Origin of the sequence: Methylobacterium nonmethylotrophicum (assembly GCF_004745635.1) — a bacterium.
Taxonomy (GTDB): Bacteria; Pseudomonadota; Alphaproteobacteria; order Rhizobiales; family Beijerinckiaceae; genus Methylobacterium; species Methylobacterium nonmethylotrophicum.
On sequence record NZ_SRLB01000001.1, the window covers coordinates 209,363 to 229,640 of the forward strand.

The window sequence follows — 20,278 nt, forward strand, 5'->3', positions numbered from 1 at the left end:
TCACGCGGCCGGCTTTGCGCCGAGCATCGCCGGCCGTGCCGTGCCGCCCGGCACGGGGCGCCTGAGCCCGGCTTCCGCCGTTGCGCGGCCGCCGGCGGTCTCGCGCGCGGCCGTCTCCGCGAGGGCATGCACGACCATCGTCTCGCTGCGCCCGCGCAGGCGGTGCGACCCGAGCGGCTCGGCGTCGATGCCCGCGGGCAGCGCCGGAAGCCGGGCCAGGACGGCGTCCGAGATCAGCACGGGGCGCCCGGTCTCCCGGCACAGGGATTCGAGCCGCGCGGTCGCGTTCATGACGTCCCCGAAATACGCGATCTTGTGCCGGTCGACGCCGACCTCCGCCGTGACCACGCTGCCGCCATGCAGCGCGGCGCGCAGCTCGGGCAGGAGGCCGAAGCGCGCGATCCATTGGTCCCGATCGGCCGCGAGGCTCCGGCGGATCGCGAAGACGCAGGCGACGCACCGGGCCTCGTCGAGGCCGCGCGCGATCGGCCAGGAGACGATGACCTGGTCGCCGACATAATCGTCGATCTGGCCCCGGTACCGGCGGACCGGCTGGGCGATCGCCGCGAACACGGCCTTCAGCAGTTCCTGGGCGGCCAGGTCGCCATGGCGCTCGGCATAGGCCGTCGACCCGACGAGATCGAGGAACAGGAAGATCCGCTCCTCGCTGACCGGGCGGTGGTAGCGTCCGAGGATGAGGTTCGTGAAGGTCTCGCTGCCGATCAGGTCGCGCACCCGCAGGCCGGTGACGATCAGCGCCGAGGCCGCCACCGCGAACAGGGTGGTGTGGAGCTTGGGCGTAACGGCCTCCAGCAGCGTCTTGTGCACGGTGCCGAACGCCCAGAACACCACGCCGGTCAGCGCCATGGCGACGAGGATCACCACCACCATGCTGATCTCTGCGGCGGCGAGGTAGGCGAGGCTCGGGAGCCGTCGCAGGCGCCGGCTGTATCCGGCGAGGAAGACGCCGCGTTCATACGCGATCACCAGGACGCCGATGCATGTCCCGTAGATGATCCCGATCGGTGACGGCCCGTCGTAGAACAGGATCCCGTGCAGGGCGCCGGACGCGGCGCAGATCGCCGCGATCGTGACCCAGAAGGTTGCGGTGCCGTTCGACATCGTCGTCTCCAGGTCGCGGACTCAAGGTCGCGCGCGCCGTCGCGCGAGCAGGCCGGACGATCACGGCGGCAGCGTGACACCCGGATACCTGACGGCCTCGGCCCGTCCCGGGGTCGTGCGGCACCGCTCGGTCGACGCTGCCGGCGGTGGTGCCGCGCGGATCGCGATCCGCCTTCGTAAGCTGCGGCAGGCGAGCGTGCCGTCAAGGTGATTGGGACGTTACAACGCAATGTCCCGCTGCCTTCGAGGCCTGCGGCGGGTCACGCGACTTCCGGATGAACTGTTCTCAAACGAGCAAGGCGCGGGATCCCCTCTGCAGGCGATCCCGGGCTTGCCCGGATCCGCTGCAAGGTGTGGGGGAGGGGAGGCGCGCGACCTTCAACGGGGAGAGCAATCAGACCGCGTCGTGTGAATGCAACCGCCCAGACGGAAGAGGGGAGGTGCGCTCTCCCTGTTTCGAACAGATCAAGCGAAGACCGTATCAAGCGCGGAGGGCTCACCGCCCCGGACCACTTTCACGGGCCGGCCGGAGAGCGGCCCCGTCCTCATGGCTTCTTCGCCGCCGTCCCGAGATGCTTGTCGAGGAAGGTCGCGATCTCCCCGAAGACCTCGCGGGTCTCCGGCGCGTCCGGGTTGAACAGGTACTGGGCGTGGCTCATGCCCTCGAACACCTGGAGCGAGGCCTCGACGCCGGCCTGGCGCAGCTTGCGGTGGGTGCGCACGGTGTTGGAGAGGAAGAGGTCGCGGGTGCCGGTGGTCAGGATCGTGGGGGGCAGGCCGCGCAGGTCGCCGTAGATCGGCGAGAGCTGGGGGTCGCGCAGGTCGTGGCCGGCGGCGTAGAGCTGGGCGGCCCGGGTCAGGTAGCCGTCGTAGGAGACCAGGACGTTGTCGAGCCACTCGTTGGCCTTGTAGCTGTCGCCGGTCTCGGTCAGGTCGGACCACGGCGTCCCGGGCGCGATCGCGGCGGGCAGCGGCACGCCCTCGCGCTTGGCGCGCAGCATCAGCGCCAGCGTCATCCCGCCGCCGGTCGAGGTGCCGAACACCGCCATGTTCTCGGCCGGCTGGAGGCTGAGCGCCGCCTTCCACACCGCCATCGCGTCGTCCATCGCGGCGGGGTAGGGGGCGTCCGGCGGCATGCGGTAGTCGAACGAGATCACCGTGAAGCCGCCGAAGGCCGCCATCAGCACCGCCTCGAGGGTGCCGGCCTCGCCCGGGTTGTAGACGTAGCCGCCGCCGTGGATGTGGACCAGCAGCCGGTGGCGGTTGCGCTCCGGCACCTCCTTGGGGGCGATGATCCAGGCCTTGACGCCGCCGATCACCTCCGGGGTCGAGACCACGCCGAGGCGCTCGCGCAGGGCCGGCAGGGGGGCGGCGGTCTGGGCCGCGAGCTTGGCGACGAGGGCCTTCCACTCCGCCGCACTGCCCGGGTCGGCGTTCCAGGACGGCACCCGGTAGGGCGCCGCGATCGTGGCCTGGAATTCCGGGCTCACCGTCTCCGGCACCGGGATGCGCCGGCCCGGCACGGTGCGCGCGCCGGCCTTGGCGTTGGCGGCGTTCTGGGCCGCCTCCAGGCGGGCGAAGTCCGATGCGTCGGCGGTCGGCGGCGCCGGCTGCTGCGCGAGGGCGGCGGGGCCGGCCAGGGACGCGGCGACCAGGAGCAGGGCGGCGAGGCGGCGCGGGCCGGACACGGGAGTCGAATCCTGTCTGCGATCGGTGCCGCACGCTTCGCACGCCCCGCGCCCCCCGGCAAGGCGAACCGGGGAAATTCCCCTAGGGCAGACCGCGCCGCAGGATCGAGCTCGCGTAGCCGTCGAGGAGGTCCTGCGGGTCGCGGTAGATCGCCGTGCACCCCGCGGCGCTCAGGTCGGCCTCGGGAAAGCCGCCGCACAGGACGCCGATCGCCGGCAGCCCGGCCTTGACGGCGGCCTCGGCATCGTAGGGCGAGTCCCCGATCACGATCGCCTGGCCGCGATGCGGATGCCCGAGCCGCGCGAGCGCCGCCTCGAAGATGTCGGGATGCGGCTTCGAGCGCTCGGCCTCGTCGGAATTCGTCGCCACGTCGACGAGGTCGCTGATGCCGGCGATCTCCTGGTAGCGCTCGACCTCGTCGGCCTTGCCGGAGGAGGCGAGCGCCAGGACGTGCCCCTCCTGCTTCAGCCGCGCGAACAGGGCCCGGACGCCCTGGAACGGCTTCACCCGCGGCAGGTATTGTCGTTTGAACAGATCGGAGCGGAAGCGCTCGATCGCCTCGCCCTCGCGCGCGAGCCGCTCGGGCGGGACGAAGACCGGCATCAGCTGGTCGCCGCCCTTGCCGATCTGGCCGCGGACCGCGTCCTCCCGGACGTCGATGCCGAAGTGCCGGAACGCCTCGGCCCAGGCCGCGGCGTGCAGGTCGACGCTGTCGAGCAGGGTCCCGTCGATGTCGAAGATCAGGTTGCGGATCATGGCGGGCGCCCTCTGTTGCAGCCGAGCACGAAAGCGGCGCAAAGCACTGGGGTTCCGCGGGCCGAGGCCCCGGCGGCTGGCCTTCGGGCGCCTCGGCCGTTAGAGGTTCGTCAACGCCGTCCCCGCCGACCGCGCGGGACGCCCCTGACGAGAACCGTGGGAAGTGCCGATGTCCGTCCTGTCCAGAGCCTGCCTCGTCGTGGCCGTGGCCGCGCTCGCGGGCGGCTGCATCCAGAATCCCCTCGGCCAGGTCGGCGGCGTGCTCCCGGCGGGCGAGGTCGGCCCGCCGCCCTCCCTGCGCGGCGACGTGAAGGCCCCGGCCCGCAGCAGCGGCGACCTCGCCCAGGCGACGACCGAGCCGACCCGGCGCCTCAACGTCCCGACGAACAGCCGGGCCGGCAGCGACACCCTGAGCGCCCCGCCCCGGCGCATCCGCCGCGAGGACATCGAGGGCGAGGGCGGGTCGAGCGGCAGCGGGGGCAGCAGCCTGTCGCCCACCATCGGGTCGGGCGGCTCGGTCGGGCTCGGCGGCAAGTTCTGAGACCTCCGGGTCCCGGGGGCCCTGACGCCTCACGGCCCGCGGCTCTCCGTCCCGGCCGCCTTCGCCTCGGGCGCGTCGGACCGGGCCTCCTGCCGGGGCCGGGTCTCGTTCCTGGCCCGGGTCTCCTGAGCCCGGGCGGTCTCGCGCAGGCGCCGCAGGCGCTCCTCCAGGCCGGTGCGGGTCGCCGGCCACCAGCCGCGGCCGGGCGCGTCGGGGGCGGCCGCCGGCACCGTCTCGGCGACCTCCCCGAAGGTCGGGATGCGCCACCAGCCCCAGACCAGGGGCCCCGGCGCGGTGACGGCGGGGTAGTGGGCGAGCGCCTCAGGCTCGGCGATGGCCGCGTCGTCGAGGGCCTCGAACACCACGACGCCGGCTCCCGCCACCTCTACCGCCGCCCCGAGCGGCGGGGGATCGCCCCGCGGCACCGGGTGGCGCCGGCGGCGACGCTCCGCCTCGGCGGCGGGGTCGCGGGCGGCCTCGCGCCGGGCCCGCCGCGCCGCCGGTTCGCTCAAGATGGCCGCCTCCTCGATGATCGGCCAGACCTCCTTCAGCGCCTCGTAGGAGCGCCAGGGCACCCGCCAGGCGCGGATCTCCGGCGCCCAGGCGGCGAACGGGATGGTGCGCAGCGTCTCCACCACCCTGCGTGAATAGGGCGTGCGGACCACGAGCGCGTCGTCGCCCGCCGCCAGGTAGGGGCTCTCCAGGGGCTCGAACGCGTAGGCGTCGCGGCCCTTGTCGTCGCCGTAGGCGTCGAGGGCGGAGATCTCCCGGGCGATCCAGGCATCGGCCCGCTGCTCGGCGGTGGTGCCGGGCACGAACCAGCGCCGGAGCTTGCGCCGCCAGCGGGCGGTCGGGAAGGTCTCCTTGAAGCGGGCGAGCAGGGCGCGGTCGAACGGCATCGCCACCAGCACGCCGGGACGCTTGGCGGTGCCGGGCGCCACCGCGAAGCCCGCCCCGCGGGCGACCTCGCCGGCCGGCGCCTGCGGCGTCCCTCCGTCCTGGTCCGTCTCCTGGCCCGCGTCGGACATGGCCCGCCTCAGAGCGTCGGGGCGCGGCCGCCGTAATAGTCGTCGAGGCGCCCGCCATAGGCCGGGTCGGTGAACGGGTCCTCGCCCGGGCCGTGGCGGGGCGCCCCCGCCAGGGTGTCGGCGTCGATGTCGATGACGTAGCCGCCGAGGCGCAGGTCGTAGGTCAGGGCCTTCCAGGGCACCGGGTGGTAGCTCTCGCCGAAGCCCAGGAAGCCGCCGAAGGACAGGACCGCGTAGGCGACCTGGCCCGAGACCTTGTCGACCATGAAGTTGTAGACGCTGCCGAGATGCTCGCCGGTGCGGTCGTAGACCGCCGTGCCCTCGACCTTGTTCGAGGCGATGAGCCGGCGGGTCTCGTCGCGGGCGATGCCGTCGCCGGACGGGTCGAGCTCCATCGAGCCGGGCTCGCGCAAGGCGCGCTCGTTGGGGAGTTCGGTCGGCATGGCGGGCTCCGGCGCGTGAGGGGAGGGGCTCGAGGGAACGTCTCTGGGGAACCGGCCGGTCCGGCGCCGGTTCCGCGCTCAGCCCGCCGCGCCACGCCCGGCCTCTCCCTCGGCCTCCTCCTGCTGCTGCTCGGCCACCTCGGTGCGCACGGTGCGGCTCGCCAGCATCATCTCGACCGCGAAGGCGGTGAGCGCGGCGAGCGTGCAGACGATCGAGGCGCCGAACAGGGAAAACAGCACGCTCGCCACCGCGGCATCCCGCAGGGTGCCGAGGAACAGGGTCAGCACCGCGCCGCAGATCGCCACCCCGCCGAGCGCCGCGATCACCACCGCCACGTCGAGGGCGAGGCTGCGCCGGCGCAGGTCGCGGAGCCGCGCCTGGTCCCCGGGCCGCTCGGCGATGCGGTCGGAGAGCTTCTCGACCTGGTCGGCGATGCGGGCGTGCCGGGTCGAGAAGACGTTGAGCAGCGTCGCGATGCCGGACAGCAGGAAGACCGGCGTCAGGGCGACCTGGATGATGTGGGCGGTCGAATCGACCTGGGACGGGTCCGGGGAGGGGATCATGCGGGCGGGATCGTGCCGGATTCCGGGAGGGAGGGAAGGTCGTTCCGACGAACGGTCAGGGCCCGGGGACGGATCCCACCCCCGCGCCCGGACGGGGTGCCTCGGTTCCCGGCAGCCGGCGCCCGCGCCTGCGGGGGCCGGCGACCTGCCGCAGCCGATCGGCATAGCCCGGATGGTCGAGCCCGATCTGGGTCAGGCCGCACTCAGCCCAGGAGTTCCGCCAGCCGCGCCCGGGCGCGGTTGATCCGGCTCTTCACCGTGCCGACCCGGCACTCCATCGCGGTCGCGATGTCCTCGTAGGAGAGGTCGTGGACGGCGGAGAGCAGCAGCGCCTCGCGCTGGTCCGGCACCAGGCGGTCGAGGGCGGCCTGGACGTCGCGCAGGTCGAGGCTGCCGTGCTGGGCCGGCAGGGAGACGAGGCTCGCGGCGAACAGCCCGTCGGGGTCGCCGACCTCGCGGGCCCGCTTCTGGTGCTCGGAATAGAAGCTGTTGCGCAGGATGGTGTAGAGCCAGGCCGACAGGTGGGTGCCGGGGGCGAAGCGGTCCTGCGCCGCCCAGGCCTTGAGCAGGGTCTCCTGCACCAGGTCGTCGGCCCGGGCGCGGTCGTTGCACAGGGTCAGGGCGCGGCGGCGCAGCCGCGGCACCTCCTCGAGAAGGTCGCGGCGGAAGGCCTCCGCGGGCGCGGCGTCGAGGCCCGCCAGCGCCGCCGTGAGGCGGGCGAGCAGCTCCTGCAGGCGGTCCGAGGGCGGGACGGCGGCTTCGTCGTAGGCGGCGCGCAGGGCCGCCCCGAGATGGGCCTGGATGCCGGACGGCAGGGCCGGCGCCTCGGCGCGCTCCGTGTCCTTCAGGGGCAGCGGCATCGTGCGGTCTCCGGTGACCGACGGCTTAAGGCACGTCCCGGCCTACCGTTACAATGAGCCCGACGTACTAGTTCTTCCGGTCAGGCGGCCCGGACCCGTCGTCCCCCGGCGGGCTCGCGCCGAGCCCCCGCGCCAGCGGCAGCGCCGCCGCGCAGGTCCCCGCCATCACCCAGAACGCCCCCGGGCCGAGGGCGGCGTAGAGCGGGCCCGAGGCGAGCGTCGCGAGGGTGGTGGCGAGCCCCAGGCCGAGGGTGCCGTAGAGAGTCTGGGCCGTCGCCGCGAGCGATGGCGGCACGGTCCCGGCCAGGACCCGCATCGCCGCGAGGTGCAGGAGCGCGAAGGTCAGCCCGTGCAGGGCCTGGATGGCGGCGAGCACCGGCACCGCGACCGTGAGCGCCGCCACCGACCAGCGCACGATCCCGGCGCAAGCCGCCAGCGCCAGGGCGCCCGCCGGCCCGAGGCGGGCGACGAGGGGCGGGCCGAGCCCGAGGAAGACCAGCACCTCCGCCGCCACCGCCTCGGCCCAGAGCAGGCTTGCGGTCGCGGGTGCGAGGCCCGCCTCGCGCCAGCGGATCACCGCGAAGGCGTCGTGCACCGCGTGGCTGCCGATCACCAGGGCCGCCACCGCGACGAGGCGGCGGAACGCGGACGAGCGGAGGAGCGCGCCCGCGCCCGCGGCGGCGGGCGTCCCGGCGCCGGGCGCGGCGGCGGCGGCCGGCAGGCGCAGGCTCGCCCCGGCCAGCACCGCGAAGGCGGCGGCGCCCGCGAGCGGCAGGGCCGCGAGGCCGGCAAGCCCGGTGACCTGCCCGGCCGCCAGCGTGCCGGCGATGAAGGCGGCGGAGCCCGCCCCCCTGACGGTGCCGTAGGCGAAGCGCGCCGCGCTCGCTGCCGGCAGCGCCAGGGCGTCGGCGAGCGGGGCGAGCGGCGCCGTCGCGGCGGCGTGGGCGAGGCCGGCGAGGAGGAGCCCGGGAAAGCCGTGGCCGACGACGTAGAGGAGCGCGCTCGCCGCCGACAGGAGGGCGCAGGCGGCGAGTACGCCCCGGCCGGCCGCGAGCCGGTCGGCGATCCGGCCCGCCAGGGGACCGGCGGCGAGGCGGATGCCGGTGCCGGCGGCGAGCACCAGGCCGACCTCGGTCGGGGAGAGCCCGCGCTCGGACAGGAGCGCGGGCAGGAACGGCGTCGTGAGGCCGTAGCCGGCGTAGAGCGCGGCGTAGACGAGGAGGAAGCGCGGCAGCGCGGGAGGCACGCCGCCGCCGTCGCGTCAGAGCAGGCCGGCGCCGTGCGGGTCGTCCCGCCGCGGCTCGATGGTGACGATGGCGCCGAGGCCGAGGACGAGGGCGCCGGCGGCGCAGAAGGCGAGGGAGAGGGCTGCGATGATCATGGCGCGACTGTCGCGATTCCGTGCTTAACGCGAGCTTGCCGAACAGGGTGAAGAAGGGGAAAACCCCGGCATCCACAATGCGTATGCGGGCGGGTGCGTGATCCCCGCCACGGTCACGCAAACGCCATCATCTGGGGAGGAACGCCTGTGGAGTACCGCACGCTCGGCCGGTCCGGCCTGAAGGTCTCGCCGCTCTGCCTCGGCACCATGATGTTCGGCGGTCCCACTCCCGACGACGAGGCCGGGCGCATCGTCGCGGATGCCCGCGAGCAGGGGATCAACTTCATCGACACCGCCAACGCCTACACCGAGGGGCGTTCGGAGGAGGTGGTGGGCCGCGCCATCGCCCGCGACCGCGACGCCTGGGTGCTCGCCACCAAGGTGGCGAACGCCATGGGCCAGGGCCCGAACGACCGCGGCCTGTCGCGGGCCCACATCGTGCAGGCCTGCGAGGCCAGCCTCAAGCGCCTCAACACCGACCGGATCGACCTCTACTACCTCCACAAGGAGGACCACGACACGCCGCTCTCCGAGACGGTGCGGGCGATGGCCGACCTGATCCGGGCCGGCAAGGTGCGGTATTTCGGGGTCTCCAACCACCGCGCCTGGCGGGTCGCGGAGATCTGCCGGCTCTGCGACGAGCACGGCATCGACCGGCCGGCGGCGAGCCAGCCCTACTACAACGCCCTCAACCGGATGCCGGAGGTCGAGCACCTGCCGGCCTGCGCCCATTACGGCCTGGGCGTCGTGCCCTACTCGCCGCTGGCCCGCGGCGTGCTCACCGCCAAGTACCGCCCCGGCGAGGCACCGCCGGAGGGCACCCGCGCCGGGCGCGGCGACGCCCGCATGATGCAGACCGAGTGGCGGCCCGAGAGCCTGCGGATCGCCGCGGAGCTCAAGAGCCACGCGGAGGGGAAGGGCGCCTCGGTGATCGACTTCGCGGTGGCCTGGGTGCTCAACAACCGCGCCGTCACCGCGGTGATCGCCGGACCCCGTACCTTCGACCAGTGGCGGTCCTATGCCGGGGCCCTGGCCTACCGCTTCACGCCCGAGGACGAGGCCCTGGTCGACCGCCTGGTGCCGGCGGGCCATCCCTCGACCCCGGGCTACACCGACCCGGCCTACCCGCTCGAGGGGCGAACCACCTGGACGGCGCCTCTCGACTGAGTCACGCTCTGTCGCGTCAGGCTAACAGCGCATCCGATGTGGATGACGCCGGCCCGATGGCGATTTCCTCTTGGAACGCGCCGCGCACGGCTTAGTTGTTGACGCTATGTGCCCAGGCATGTCCACTGTTCGGCCCTGGGAGACGGGTTGCAGACCGGAGGAGACCCATGGCGACCAAGACCACCAAGAAGGCCGAGACGAAAGCCGAGCCCGAAGCCGCCCCGAAGGCCGCCGCCAAGGAAGCGTCTCCGAAGAAGGCGGCCGCCAAGGACGCCGGCGACGAGGGCAAGGGCAAGAAGGTCGCGGCGCCGAAATCCGGCGACAAGCCGAACGCCCTGCAGAAGCCGCTGCAGCCCACTCCCGAGCTCGGCGCCATCGTGGGCGACAAGCCGATCCCGCGCGGCGAGGTGGTGAGCAAGGTCTGGGACTACATCCGCAAGCACTCGCTCCAGAACCCGGAGAACAAGCGCGAGATCCTGGCCGACGACAAGCTCAAGAAGGTCTTCGGCAAGGACAAGGCGACGATGTTCGAGATGAACAAGTACCTCGCCCAGCATCTCAAGTAGGGCGGACGGCCTCCTCCGTGCTCCCCCCGGATGGCCGCCCGCGCCGGGCGGCCACCGGCCCTCGCGACGTGAGGGCTCGGAGCGGAAGCGGGGGGCGGTGCCGGCCGCGCCAAAGGCCCGAGGTCGTCCCGCCGGTCTGATCCGATGCCGCCTTCCCGAGATCCGGACGAGGCGGGCCGCCGCCGCGCCCTCGCCGCCATCCTGTTCCTGGCCGCCCTCGTCATCGGCGGCGTCTGGCTCGCCAACACGCTCCGGCGTGAATCGGTGCGCGAGGATTGCCTCATGAGCGGCCGCCGGGACTGCGCCGCGCTCGACACGACCCGCTGAGGGCTCGCCGGCGGCGAGGTCGTCAGCGCCGCACCCTGAGCCCGCTCGCGACGGCGCCGCCGAGCGCCAGGGCGCTCGCGAGCCAGAGCACCGCGACGGTCCCGCCGGTGTGCCGATAGCCGAAGATCACCGCCACCACGGCCGCCCCGAGGGACTGGCCCAGCAGCCGCGCGGTCGACTGCATGCCGCTCGCGCCGCCGCTGCGCTCCCGCGGCGCGCTCGTGATGATGACCTTGTTGTTGGGCGACTGAAAAAGCCCGAAGCCGAGGCCGCACAGGGTCAGCCGCGCCGCGATGGCCGGGAACGAGGCGTCCGGCGGCACCGTCGCCATCAGGGCGAGGCCGGCCGACAGGGCGACAAGGCCGATGCCGCCCAGGAGCCCTGGCGGGTAGCGGTCGGCGAGCCGCCCGGCGAAGGGGGCGATCACCGCGATGGCGATCGGCCAGGGCGTCATCAGCACCCCGGTCTGCGTGCTCGAGAGGTGCAGCACGTCCTGGAAGTAGAACGGCAGGGCGACGTAGGCCATCATCTGGGCCGAGAACGAGCAGACCGAGCTCACCATCGACAGCGCGAAGACCGGGATCCGCAGGAGGTCGATCGGCAGGAGCGGCGCCGGCAGCCGGGCCTGCATCCACACGAAGGCGCCGCCGACGATCGCCGCCGCCGCCAGGAGGGCCAGCGCCGTCCCGCTGCGGCCCGGCTCGCCGAGCCCGTCCACCCCGGTGATCAGCAGGCAGAAGAACAGGGCGTTGAGGAATGCGCTCAAGCCGTCGAAGCGGGCGCCGCTGCGGGGCGTCACCGGCAGCATCCGGGCCGCGAGGATCAGCGCCGTCAGGCCGAGCGGCACGTTGACGAGGAACAGCCACGGCCAGCTCGCCACCGACAGGACCGCCGCCGCGACGCTCGGGCCCGCCGCCGAGGCGACCGCCACGATGAGCGCCATGGTGCCGACGCCGCGCCCGATCATCCGGTGCGGGTAGACGAAGCGCACGAGCGCGATGTTGACGCTCATGATCCCGGCCGCGCCGAGTCCCTGGACGATGCGGGCCGCCACCAGCACCGGCAGCGAGCCGGCGAGCGCGCAGGCCAGCGACGCGAGGGTGAACAGCGCGAGCCCCGTGCAGTAGACACGCTTGTAGCCCAGGATGTCGCCGAGCGAGGACAGAGGCAGCAGGGCCGCGGTGACGGCGAGCTGGTAGCCGTTGGTGATGAAGATCGCGGCACCCGGCGCGACCTGGAGGTCCCGGGCCATCACCGGCAGCGCGACGTTGACGATGGCGCCGTCCAGCACCGCCATGCTCATGGCGATGCCGATCGCCAGCATCGCCCACAGCCGCTCCCGGCCCGGCAGGCCGTCGGCCACCTCCGCCGCCACCGGCCTCACCGCTCCCGTCATCCGTCCCGCGCTCCTGTCCAGCGCGTCCGCGCTCGTGGCGAGCGCCGCGCGCTCATGGCGAGCGCCGCGCGCTCATGGCGAGCGCCGCGCGCTCATGGCGAGCGCCGCGCGCTCATGGCGAGCGCCGCGCGCTCATGGCGAGCGCCGCGCGCTCATGGCGAGCGCCGCGCGCTCATGGCGAGCGCCGCGCGCTCGCCGGAGGCCTAGCCCAAAGCTGCGCCCGTCGCACCTGGCCCCGGCCTCATCCCGGCCCTGCGCCGCAGGCGGAGATCCGGTGTCCCTCCGGGACGCGCGGATGCGGCGACACGCCCTTCCGGAGGTGTCTGGAGCGCCCGGGGCGGCCCGTCTCGGCCCCGCCGCCCCGTCCAGGCATCAACCCCATGCCGAGCGGCACTCACGGCCGATCGACCGCGCCGTCGGGGCCGGCCGCGTCTCGCAAGGGACGCTTTTATCGGGCGCCGTGGCCCACCGCCGGCCCGTGGCGCCAGGGGCCGTCCTGCGCGCCGCCCGATCCCCGGCCCTGGGGCTGGCCAAGGACGTCACCTGTCGAAGGCGACGGCCGTCTTACGGTTATGACGAGCGGCTTGTCTCGCGGCTTATCTCGCGGCTTGTACCTGTGTCGGGGGGTAAAGTCCCGCACTGGCCGAATACGGTGGCCGGGCCGATCACCGTTCTCTCTTCCTCTGCCTCCATGCCGGCCGTCCTCACTCGAGCTGTGTTCATGTGGGCAGGCATCATTTGGCCTGGCATCACCTGTCCCGACCCTCCGACTTTGCCGTAAGCATTTGTTCGGGAGTGACGCTGTAATGCGGGAATGCAGAGGGGCCGGACGGCCGCCGGGAGGGATGCGATGCCCGACGAGAGGACCTTCGTCCTCGTGACCGACAGGCCGGACCGCAGTGCCGCGATCAGCGCGGCCCTGCAGGTCATCGGAGCCTGCGACGTCGTCGGCCCCGACGAAACCTGGCAGCACCGGCGGGGCCTCGCCGGCGTGATCTCCGACGTGACGCTGTCGCGGCCGGAGACCGACCATTGCCTGCGCGCGCTGCAGCACCGTTTCCGCGACCGCGACCTGCCGGTGGTCTGCCTCCTGCGCAAGACGACCCGCGAAACCCTGCGGCACGCCAAGACCCTCGGGGCGACGGTGTGCATGCCGGCCTACGCGCCGCCCGAGACCATCGTGGCGGCCCTCGCCAACCAGGCCGGCATCTTCGCGGAGAGTGCGGAGCGGGCGGTCGGTCTGGGTGTGGTCCGGGCCGGCGAGGCGCTGACCGGGCTCCTGGCGGAGGCCAGGGCCGGCCAGCAGGTCCGCATGGGCGCCGTCGAGGCCGGCCTCGGCCCGATCCTGACGGCGGTGCAGGAAGGCGGCCTCGCCCGCTGGCTCGACACGGTCTGGACCCACGACGACGCCACCTACCAGCACTGCCTGCTGGTGGCCGGCCTCGCCGCGCAGTTCGCCCTGCATCTCGGCTTCCGCCACGAGGACCAGTTCCGCTTCGTGCGCGCCGCCCTGATCCACGACGTCGGCAAGGCGCGCATCCCGCTCGAGATCCTCAACAAGCCCGGCCGCCTCGCGCCGGACGAGTTCGCCGTGATGCGCACCCACGCGGCCTTGGGCCACGAGATCCTGCTCGCGGGCGGCGAGATCGACCCGATGACGCTCTCGGCGGTCCGCCACCACCACGAGATGCTCGACGGCTCGGGCTACCCGGATGGGCTCGTCGGCGGCGCGATCGGCGACATGGTGCGCCTGCTGACCATCTGCGACATCTACGCCGCCCTCACCGAGCGCCGCCCCTACAAGGACCCGATGCCGATGGCCGAGGCGTTGAGGATCCTGGCCGGCATGCACGGCAAGCTGGAGGCGCGCCTGGTGCAGTCCTTCGGCGAGGCGATGGCGGCCGCCGCGTGAGGCGGCCGCGCGGGTGACGGCGCGAGGGCTCAGCCGGCCCGGCGCGCCAGCGCGAGAAAGGCCTCCACCTCCGCCTCGGTGGTCGAGAACGCCGCGATCAGGCGGATCATCGCCTCGCCCTCGCGCAATGCCTCGCCCTCCGGCAGGCTGCGGCTCGCCCAGTCGTAGTAGAGCGCGCCGCCCCGGCGCAGGGCCCGATCGAGGCCGGCCGGCAGGATCGGGAAGAGCTCGTTGCCCTGGACCGGCCAGGCCAGGCGCACGCCCGGGATCTCGCAGAGGCCCGCGGCCAGGCGCGCCGCCATCCGGTTGGCGTGGGCGGCGTTCGCGAGCCAGTGGCCGTCCGCCAGGTAGGCATCGAGCTGGGCGGCGAGGAAGCGGCCCTTCGACAGGATGTGGCCGGCCCGCTTGCGGCGGTACTCCAGCGTCTCGGCGAGGTCCGGCCGGAAGACCAGGATGGCTTCCGCGGCGAGCGCCCCGTTCTTGCTCGCCCCGAACGAGAGGATGTCGATGCCGGCGCGCCAGGTCATCTCGGCCGGCGTGCAGCCCAGGCCCACGAGGGCGTTGGCGAAGCGCGCCCCGTCCATGTGGACGGTGAGCCCGTGGGCGTGGGCGATCCGGCTCAGGACCGCGATCTCCTCGACCGTGTAGACCTGCCCGCTCTCGGTGAGCTGCGACAGGGTGAGAGCCCGCGGCGGCATCTGCTTCACGTGGCGGGTGAGGCCGGAGAGGAAGCCGTCGAGGGTCTCGGGCGCGATCTTGCCGCCGGGGCCGGGCAGGCCCTGGAGCTTGGCGCCGTGGGTGTAGAATTCCGGCGCCCCGCACTCGTCCTCCATCACGTGCGCCTCCTCGTGGCAGAGGCACAGGCCGAAGGGCGGCACCATCACCGAGAGGGCGAGCGCGTTCGCCGCGGTGCCGGTGGCGACCGGGAAGACCGCGAGGTCGGCATGCTCGAACAGGTCGCGGAAGCGCGGGGTCAGCCCGAGCGTCAGCGGGTCGGCGCCGTAGGCCGGCATCGTGCCGCCGTTGTGGCGCACGATCGCCTCCAGGACCGGAGCGCTGGCGCCCACCACGTTGTCGCTCGAAAAATTCATCGGACTGACGCTCCCTCGATCCCGGTGGCGTGCATCATGCCGGGCGGCCCATCCCTGCGCGAGGCGCCGCCGCTCATGCCGGTCATGCGCGCCGGCGGCGGGGAAAAGATGCGCGAGCCCGCGCGGATTCGGCGTTTCGTTGCGGGGCGCGGCCGCGAAACGCAAGAAAAGCACAAGGCCCGGCCGAATGGCCTCTTGCTGGAGCGGTTGAAATCTGGCAGGTTCCGCGAGTTAGGACAGTACCGCTGTCCCATTTTCCCGGTCGGGCCCCGCGCCTCCGGGTCGCAAGGGCGCTGGCTTGTGGCTTGCACGACGGCCAAACGAGATTGGAAACGCGCCGCCATTCGGGCGGTGCGGGCGCACGCCGGCTGACACCCAGCCTGCCGGGCGCTCGCGAGGTGCGGGCGCTCCCTTCGCGAGACGCGACCGAACCTCCCGCGGACTGAAACGACAAAGAGGCGGCGGCCGTGCCCTCGGCGCGCGCCTCCGCGGCGCCCCTGCGGCCGTCCGCGCCACTTCGCCCGCCTGATGAGGCGGGTATACCTGCCCGGAACCGCGGGCCTGCCTCTGCGGCAGGCCCGCCCGGTTGCCAAGCAGGCAGTCCTTGTCCGGCCGGCATGCCCGGTCGCCTTCGCCGTGAACGAACGCGCTCGCCCGCGAGCCACATGGAAGACGAGACCTTGGAGACCACACGATGAGCGGCACGGACCAGTCCCAGCACCCCACCCGCGGTCAGGCGGTCCCCGCCCTCGTCGTGCGCGACCCCGCCCTGCCGGCGCGCCAGGGCCTGTACGATCCCGGCCGCGAGAAGGATTCCTGCGGCGTCGGCTTCATCGCCGACATGCACAACCGGGCCAGCCACGCCATCGTGCAGCAGGGCCTGCAGATCCTGGAGAATCTCGACCATCGCGGCGCCGTCGGCGCCGACCCGAAGATGGGCGACGGCTGCGGCATCCTGGTGCAGGTCCCGCACGGCTTCTTCGCGGCGGAGGCCGAGCGCCTCGGCATCAGCCTGCCGGAGGCCGGCCATTACGGCGTCGGCCAGCTCTACATGCCGCAGGACGAGGAGGGCTTCCAGCTCGTCGCCGGGATCGTCGAGAAGGCGATCGCCGACGAGGGCCTGACGCTGCTCGGCTGGCGCGACGTGCCGGTCGATTCGAGCGACCTCGGCGAGAGCGTGCGGCAGAGCGAGCCGCGCCACCGCCAGGTGTTCATCGGCCGCCCGGCCTCGAGCGCCGACCAGGACGCCTTCGAGCGCCGGCTCTACCTCGTCCGCAAGGTGATCTCGAACGCCGTCTACACCCTCAAGGACGCGCGGCTGAAGGAGTTCTATCCCGTCTCGCTGTCCTCGCGCACCATCGTCTACAAGGGCATGGTGCTGGTCCACCAGCTCGGCCACTACTACCTCGACCTGAAGGACGAGCGCTTCGTCTCGGCCCTGGCGCTGGTGCACCAGCGCTTCGCCACCAACACCTTCCCGACCTGGCGGCTGTCGCACCCCTACCGGATGGTGGCGCATAACGGCGAGATCAACACGCTGCGCGGCAACGTCAACTGGATGGCGGCGCGCCAGGCCAGCGTCGATTCCGAGCTGTTCGGCAACGACATCTCGAAGCTCTGGCCGATCTCCTACGAGGGCCAGTCCGACACCGCCTGCTTCGACAACGCGCTGGAGTTCCTGGTCCAGGGCGGTTACCCGCTCGCCCACGCCATGATGATGCTGGTGCCCGAGGCCTGGGCCGGCAACCCGCTGATGACCGACGAGCGGCGCGCCTTCTACGAGTACCACGCCGCCCTGATGGAGCCGTGGGACGGCCCGGCCGCGCTCTGCTTCACCGACGGCCGCCAGATCGGCGCGACCCTCGACCGCAACGGCCTCAGGCCCGCCCGCTACCTCGTCACCAAGGACGGGCTCGTGGTGCTCGCCTCCGAGATGGGCGTGCTGCCGATCCCGGACGAGACGATCGTCTCGTCCTGGCGCCTGCAGCCGGGCCGGATGCTGCTGATCGACCTCGAGAAGGGCCGCATCGTCTCCGACGAGGAGATCAAGAGCGAGCTCGCCGCCGCCCACCCCTACAAGGATTGGCTGAAGCGCACCCAGATCGTGCTCGAGGACCTGCGGCCGGTGCAGCCGCGGGAATCGCGCACCGACGTGTCGCTGCTCGATCGCCAGCAGGCCTTCGGCTACACCCAGGAAGACCTCAAGCTCCTGATGCAGCCGATGGCCGTGACCGGCCAGGAGGCGGTCGGCTCGATGGGCACGGACACGCCGCTCTCGGCGCTCTCCGACAAGCCCAAGCTCCTCTACACCTACTTCAAGCAGAACTTCGCGCAGGTGACCAACCCGCCGATCGACCCGATCCGCGAGGAGGCCGTGATGAGCCTCGTCTCGTTCATCGGGCCGCGGCCGAACATCCTCGACCTCGAGGGCACCTCGCGCAAGAAGCGCCTCGAGGTGCGCCAGCCGATCCTGACCAACGCGGACCTGGAGAAGATCCGCTGCATCGGCCATTTCGAGGACCGCTTCGACACCAAGACCCTCGACATCACCTATCCGGCCGAGACCGGCGCGCAGGCGATGGAGGGGGCGCTGGACCGCCTCTGCGACCGCGCCGAGGCGGCGGTGCGCGGCGGCTACAACATCATCGTGCTGTCCGATCGCGCCGTCGGCCCGGACCGGATCCCGATCCCGGCTCTGCTCGCCACCGCGGCGGTGCACAACTACCTGATCCGCAAGGGGCTTCGCACTTCGGTCGGGCTCGTGATCGAATCGGGTGAGCCGCGCGAGGTGCACCATTTCGCGTGCCTGGCCGGCTACGGCGCCGAGGCGATCAACCCCTACCTCGCCTTCGAGACCCTGCTCTCGATGAAGGACGAGCTGCCGCCCGACATCTCGGACGACGAGATCGTCTATCGCTACATCAAGTCGATCGACAAGGGCCTGCTCAAGGTGATGTCCAAGATGGGCATCTCGACCTACCAGTCCTATTGCGGCGCGCAGATCTTCGACGCGGTCGGCCTCAACTCGGCCTTCGTCGAGCGCGACTTCTTCGGCACGGCGACCACCATCGAGGGCATCGGCATGGCCGAGGTCGCCGAGGAAACGGCGCGCCGTCATCGCGACGCCTTCGGCGACGCGCCGGTCTACCGCACCGCCCTCGACGTCGGCGGCGAGTACGCCTACCGCCTGCGCGGCGAGGCCCATACCTGGACGCCCGACACCGTCGCGACGCTCCAGCACGCCGTGCGGCTCAACCTGCCGGAGCGCTACCGGGCCTTCGCCCGGATGGTGAACGAGCAGGAGAACCACCTCAAGACGATCCGCGGCCTCTTCCGGATCAAGAGCGCGGCGGAGCTCGGCCGCACCCCGGTCGAGATCGACGCGGTCGAGCCGGCGGTGGAGATCGTCAAGCGCTTCGCCACCGGCGCGATGTCCTACGGCTCGATCTCGAAGGAGGCGCACGAGACGCTGGCGATCGCCGTCAACTCCTTCGGGGGCCGCTCGAACTCGGGCGAGGGCGGCGAGGAGCGCGAGCGCTACCGGCCGCTGCCGGACGGCCGCTCGCGCCGCTCGGCGATCAAGCAGGTGGCGTCCGGCCGCTTCGGTGTCACGGCGGAGTACCTCGTCAACGCCGACATGATGCAGATCAAGGTGGCTCAAGGAGCAAAGCCCGGCGAGGGCGGCCAGCTGCCCGGCCACAAGGTCGACGCCAAGATCGCCAAGGTCCGCCACTCGACCCCGGGCGTCGGCCTGATCTCGCCGCCGCCGCACCACGACATCTACTCGATCGAGGACCTGGCCCAGCTGATCTTCGACCTCAAGAACGTCAACCCGGCGGCCGAGGTCTCGGTCAAGCTGGTGGCGGAGGTCGGCGTCGGCACGGTGGCGGCCGGCGTCGCCAAGGCGCGCGCCGACCACATCACCATCTCGGGCTTCGACGGCGGCACCGGCGCGGCCCCGCTCACCTCGATCAAGCATGCCGGCGGTCCCTGGGAGATCGGGCTGGCCGAGACCCAGCAGACGCTGGTGCTCAACCACCTGCGCGGCCGGGTGGCGCTCCAGGCCGACGGCGGCATCCGCACCGGCCGGGACGTGCTGATCGCGGCTTTGCTCGGTGCCGACCAGTTCGGCTTCTCGACCGCGCCGCTCATCGCGGCCGGCTGCATCATGATGCGCAAGTGCCACCTCAACACCTGCCCGGTCGGCGTGGCGACCCAGGACCCGGTGCTGCGCAAGCGCTTCAAGGGCACCCCTGAGCACGTCATCAACTACTTCTTCTTCGTCGCCGAAGAGGTGCGCGAGCTGATGGCGTCGTTGGGCGTCACGAAGCTCGACGACCTGATCGGGCGCTCGGAATACCTCGACAAGCTCGCGGCGATCTCGCACTGGAAGGCCAAGGGCCTCGACTTCACCCGGCTGTTTCACAAGCCGGACGTGCCGGAGACGGTCGCGCTCCGCCACGTCGAGGCGCAGAAGCACCCGATCGACCAGGTCCTCGACCGGCGGCTCATCGCCGCCATCGGCGACGCGATCGAGACCGGGACGGCGACGACCGTCGAGGACACGATCCGCAACTCCGACCGGGCGGCGGGCGCGATGCTCTCAGGGATGGTCGCCAAGGCGCACGGCCACGAGGGGCTGCCGGACGACACCATCACGGTGAAGCTCACCGGCACCGCCGGCCAGAGCTTCGGCGCGTGGCTCGCCGCCGGCGTGACGCTCAGCCTGACCGGCCACGCCAACGACTATGTCGGCAAGGGCCTGTCGGGCGGCAAGCTGATCATCCGGCCCTCGGACGCGCTCGGCTCGCCGTCGGACCGCACCATCATGGTGGGCAACACGGTGCTCTACGGCGCCATCGCCGGCGAGGCCTACATCCGGGGTGCCGCCGGCGAGCGCTTCGCGGTGCGCAACTCCGGTGCCATCGCGGTGGTCGAGGGCATGGGCGACCACGGCTGCGAGTACATGACCGGCGGCGTCGTCGTGTCGATCGGCGAGACCGGCCGCAACTTCGCGGCCGGCATGTCGGGCGGCATCGCCTACGTGCTCGACGAGGACGGCTCCTTCGCCAAGCGCTGCAACCTGTCGATGGTCGATCTCGAGCCGGTCGAGGAGGAGGACGAGTTCATGCGCCGCTTCCACCAGGACGGCGACCTGGAGACCAAGGGGCGCATCGACATCCTGGCCGACATGTCGGGCCACGACGAGGAGCGCCTGGTCGGGCTCATCAACAACCACCTGAAGTATACCGGCTCGGTGCGCGCCAAGGCGATCATCGACAACTGGGACACCTACCGCACCAAGTTCGTGAAGGTGATGCCGGTCGAGTACCGGCGGGCCCTGCGCGAGATGGAGCGGGCCCGGATGCCGGTGGCGGCGGAGTAATCCGTCGGTCCGGGGACCGACGCGGAAAACCCTCCCCCCGCTGCGGGGG

Annotated in this window: 16 protein-coding genes; 6 read left to right on the forward strand and 10 right to left on the reverse strand. The window is 72.6% G+C overall.

What is annotated here, in order from left to right; all coding sequences use genetic code 11:
• The 3 genes from EU555_RS00990 to EU555_RS01000 all read right to left on the reverse strand — a co-directional run bounded on the left by EU555_RS00990 (position 1) and on the right by EU555_RS01000 (position 3,567).
• Positions 1-1,122, reverse strand: a complete 1,122-nt coding sequence (locus EU555_RS00990; protein ID WP_135412585.1) for an adenylate/guanylate cyclase domain-containing protein — start codon at positions 1,120-1,122, stop codon at positions 1-3.
• Positions 1,123-1,667: 545 nt separating this feature from the next.
• Positions 1,668-2,810, reverse strand: a complete 1,143-nt coding sequence (locus EU555_RS00995; RefSeq protein ID WP_425375065.1) for an alpha/beta hydrolase — start codon at positions 2,808-2,810, stop codon at positions 1,668-1,670.
• A gap of 82 nt (positions 2,811-2,892) precedes the next feature.
• On the reverse strand, positions 2,893-3,567 hold the full coding sequence (locus tag EU555_RS01000) for an HAD family hydrolase (RefSeq protein WP_205820728.1): 675 nt from the start codon (positions 3,565-3,567) through the stop codon (positions 2,893-2,895).
• Between the two features lie 169 nt (positions 3,568-3,736).
• Between EU555_RS01000 and EU555_RS01005 the strand changes: the two genes are divergently transcribed.
• Entirely contained in the window at positions 3,737-4,108 is a 372-nt protein-coding gene (locus EU555_RS01005) for a hypothetical protein (RefSeq protein ID WP_135412586.1), read from the forward strand.
• Positions 4,109-4,137: 29 nt separating this feature from the next.
• Here EU555_RS01005 and EU555_RS01010 read toward each other — a convergent pair whose 3' ends face one another.
• The 5 genes from EU555_RS01010 to EU555_RS01030 all read right to left on the reverse strand — a co-directional run bounded on the left by EU555_RS01010 (position 4,138) and on the right by EU555_RS01030 (position 8,249).
• Positions 4,138-5,136 carry a hypothetical protein gene (locus EU555_RS01010; RefSeq protein WP_245524077.1) on the reverse strand — a complete coding sequence of 333 codons (999 nt, stop codon included), beginning with the start codon at positions 5,134-5,136 and terminating at the stop codon, positions 4,138-4,140.
• An 8-nt stretch (positions 5,137-5,144) separates the two neighbouring features.
• Positions 5,145-5,579, reverse strand: coding sequence for a PRC-barrel domain-containing protein (locus EU555_RS01015; protein WP_135412587.1), 435 nt, complete (start codon positions 5,577-5,579; stop codon positions 5,145-5,147).
• Between the two features lie 78 nt (positions 5,580-5,657).
• A complete protein-coding gene (locus EU555_RS01020; protein ID WP_205820729.1) occupies positions 5,658-6,143 on the reverse strand; it encodes a DUF2721 domain-containing protein in 486 nt (161 codons plus the stop codon).
• A 203-nt stretch (positions 6,144-6,346) separates the two neighbouring features.
• On the reverse strand, positions 6,347-7,003 hold the full coding sequence (locus EU555_RS01025; protein ID WP_135412588.1) for a sigma-70 family RNA polymerase sigma factor: 657 nt from the start codon (positions 7,001-7,003) through the stop codon (positions 6,347-6,349).
• Positions 7,004-7,070: 67 nt separating this feature from the next.
• Complete coding sequence (locus EU555_RS01030) at positions 7,071-8,249, reverse strand: MFS transporter (protein ID WP_135412589.1); 1,179 nt, start codon at positions 8,247-8,249, stop codon at positions 7,071-7,073.
• Positions 8,250-8,531: 282 nt separating this feature from the next.
• Between EU555_RS01030 and EU555_RS01035 the strand changes: the two genes are divergently transcribed.
• From EU555_RS01035 to EU555_RS01045, 3 genes are all read left to right on the forward strand, one after another.
• Positions 8,532-9,551 (forward strand): aldo/keto reductase, encoded by a 1,020-nt coding sequence (locus tag EU555_RS01035; RefSeq protein WP_135412590.1) that lies wholly within the window; start codon positions 8,532-8,534, stop codon positions 9,549-9,551.
• A 167-nt stretch (positions 9,552-9,718) separates the two neighbouring features.
• A complete protein-coding gene (locus tag EU555_RS01040; protein ID WP_135412591.1) occupies positions 9,719-10,117 on the forward strand; it encodes an SWIB/MDM2 domain-containing protein in 399 nt (132 codons plus the stop codon).
• Between the two features lie 144 nt (positions 10,118-10,261).
• Positions 10,262-10,444, forward strand: a complete 183-nt coding sequence (locus tag EU555_RS01045; RefSeq protein ID WP_135412592.1) for a hypothetical protein — start codon at positions 10,262-10,264, stop codon at positions 10,442-10,444.
• Positions 10,445-10,466: 22 nt separating this feature from the next.
• Here EU555_RS01045 and EU555_RS01050 read toward each other — a convergent pair whose 3' ends face one another.
• Entirely contained in the window at positions 10,467-11,840 is a 1,374-nt protein-coding gene (locus EU555_RS01050) for an MFS transporter (protein WP_135412593.1), read from the reverse strand.
• A gap of 850 nt (positions 11,841-12,690) precedes the next feature.
• Here EU555_RS01050 and EU555_RS01055 point away from each other — a divergent pair.
• Positions 12,691-13,752 carry an HD-GYP domain-containing protein gene (locus EU555_RS01055; RefSeq protein WP_135412594.1) on the forward strand — a complete coding sequence of 354 codons (1,062 nt, stop codon included), beginning with the start codon at positions 12,691-12,693 and terminating at the stop codon, positions 13,750-13,752.
• Between the two features lie 29 nt (positions 13,753-13,781).
• Here the strand turns inward: EU555_RS01055 and EU555_RS01060 are convergent, their stop codons facing one another.
• The gene (locus EU555_RS01060) at positions 13,782-14,843 is read right to left on the reverse strand and encodes a threonine aldolase family protein (RefSeq protein WP_135412595.1); all 1,062 of its coding nucleotides are present in this window, start codon (positions 14,841-14,843) and stop codon (positions 13,782-13,784) included.
• 694 nt (positions 14,844-15,537) lie between these two features.
• Between EU555_RS01060 and gltB the strand changes: the two genes are divergently transcribed.
• Entirely contained in the window at positions 15,538-20,229 is a 4,692-nt protein-coding gene (gene gltB / locus EU555_RS01065; RefSeq protein ID WP_135412596.1) for a glutamate synthase large subunit, read from the forward strand.
• Positions 20,230-20,278 lie beyond the last annotated feature (49 nt).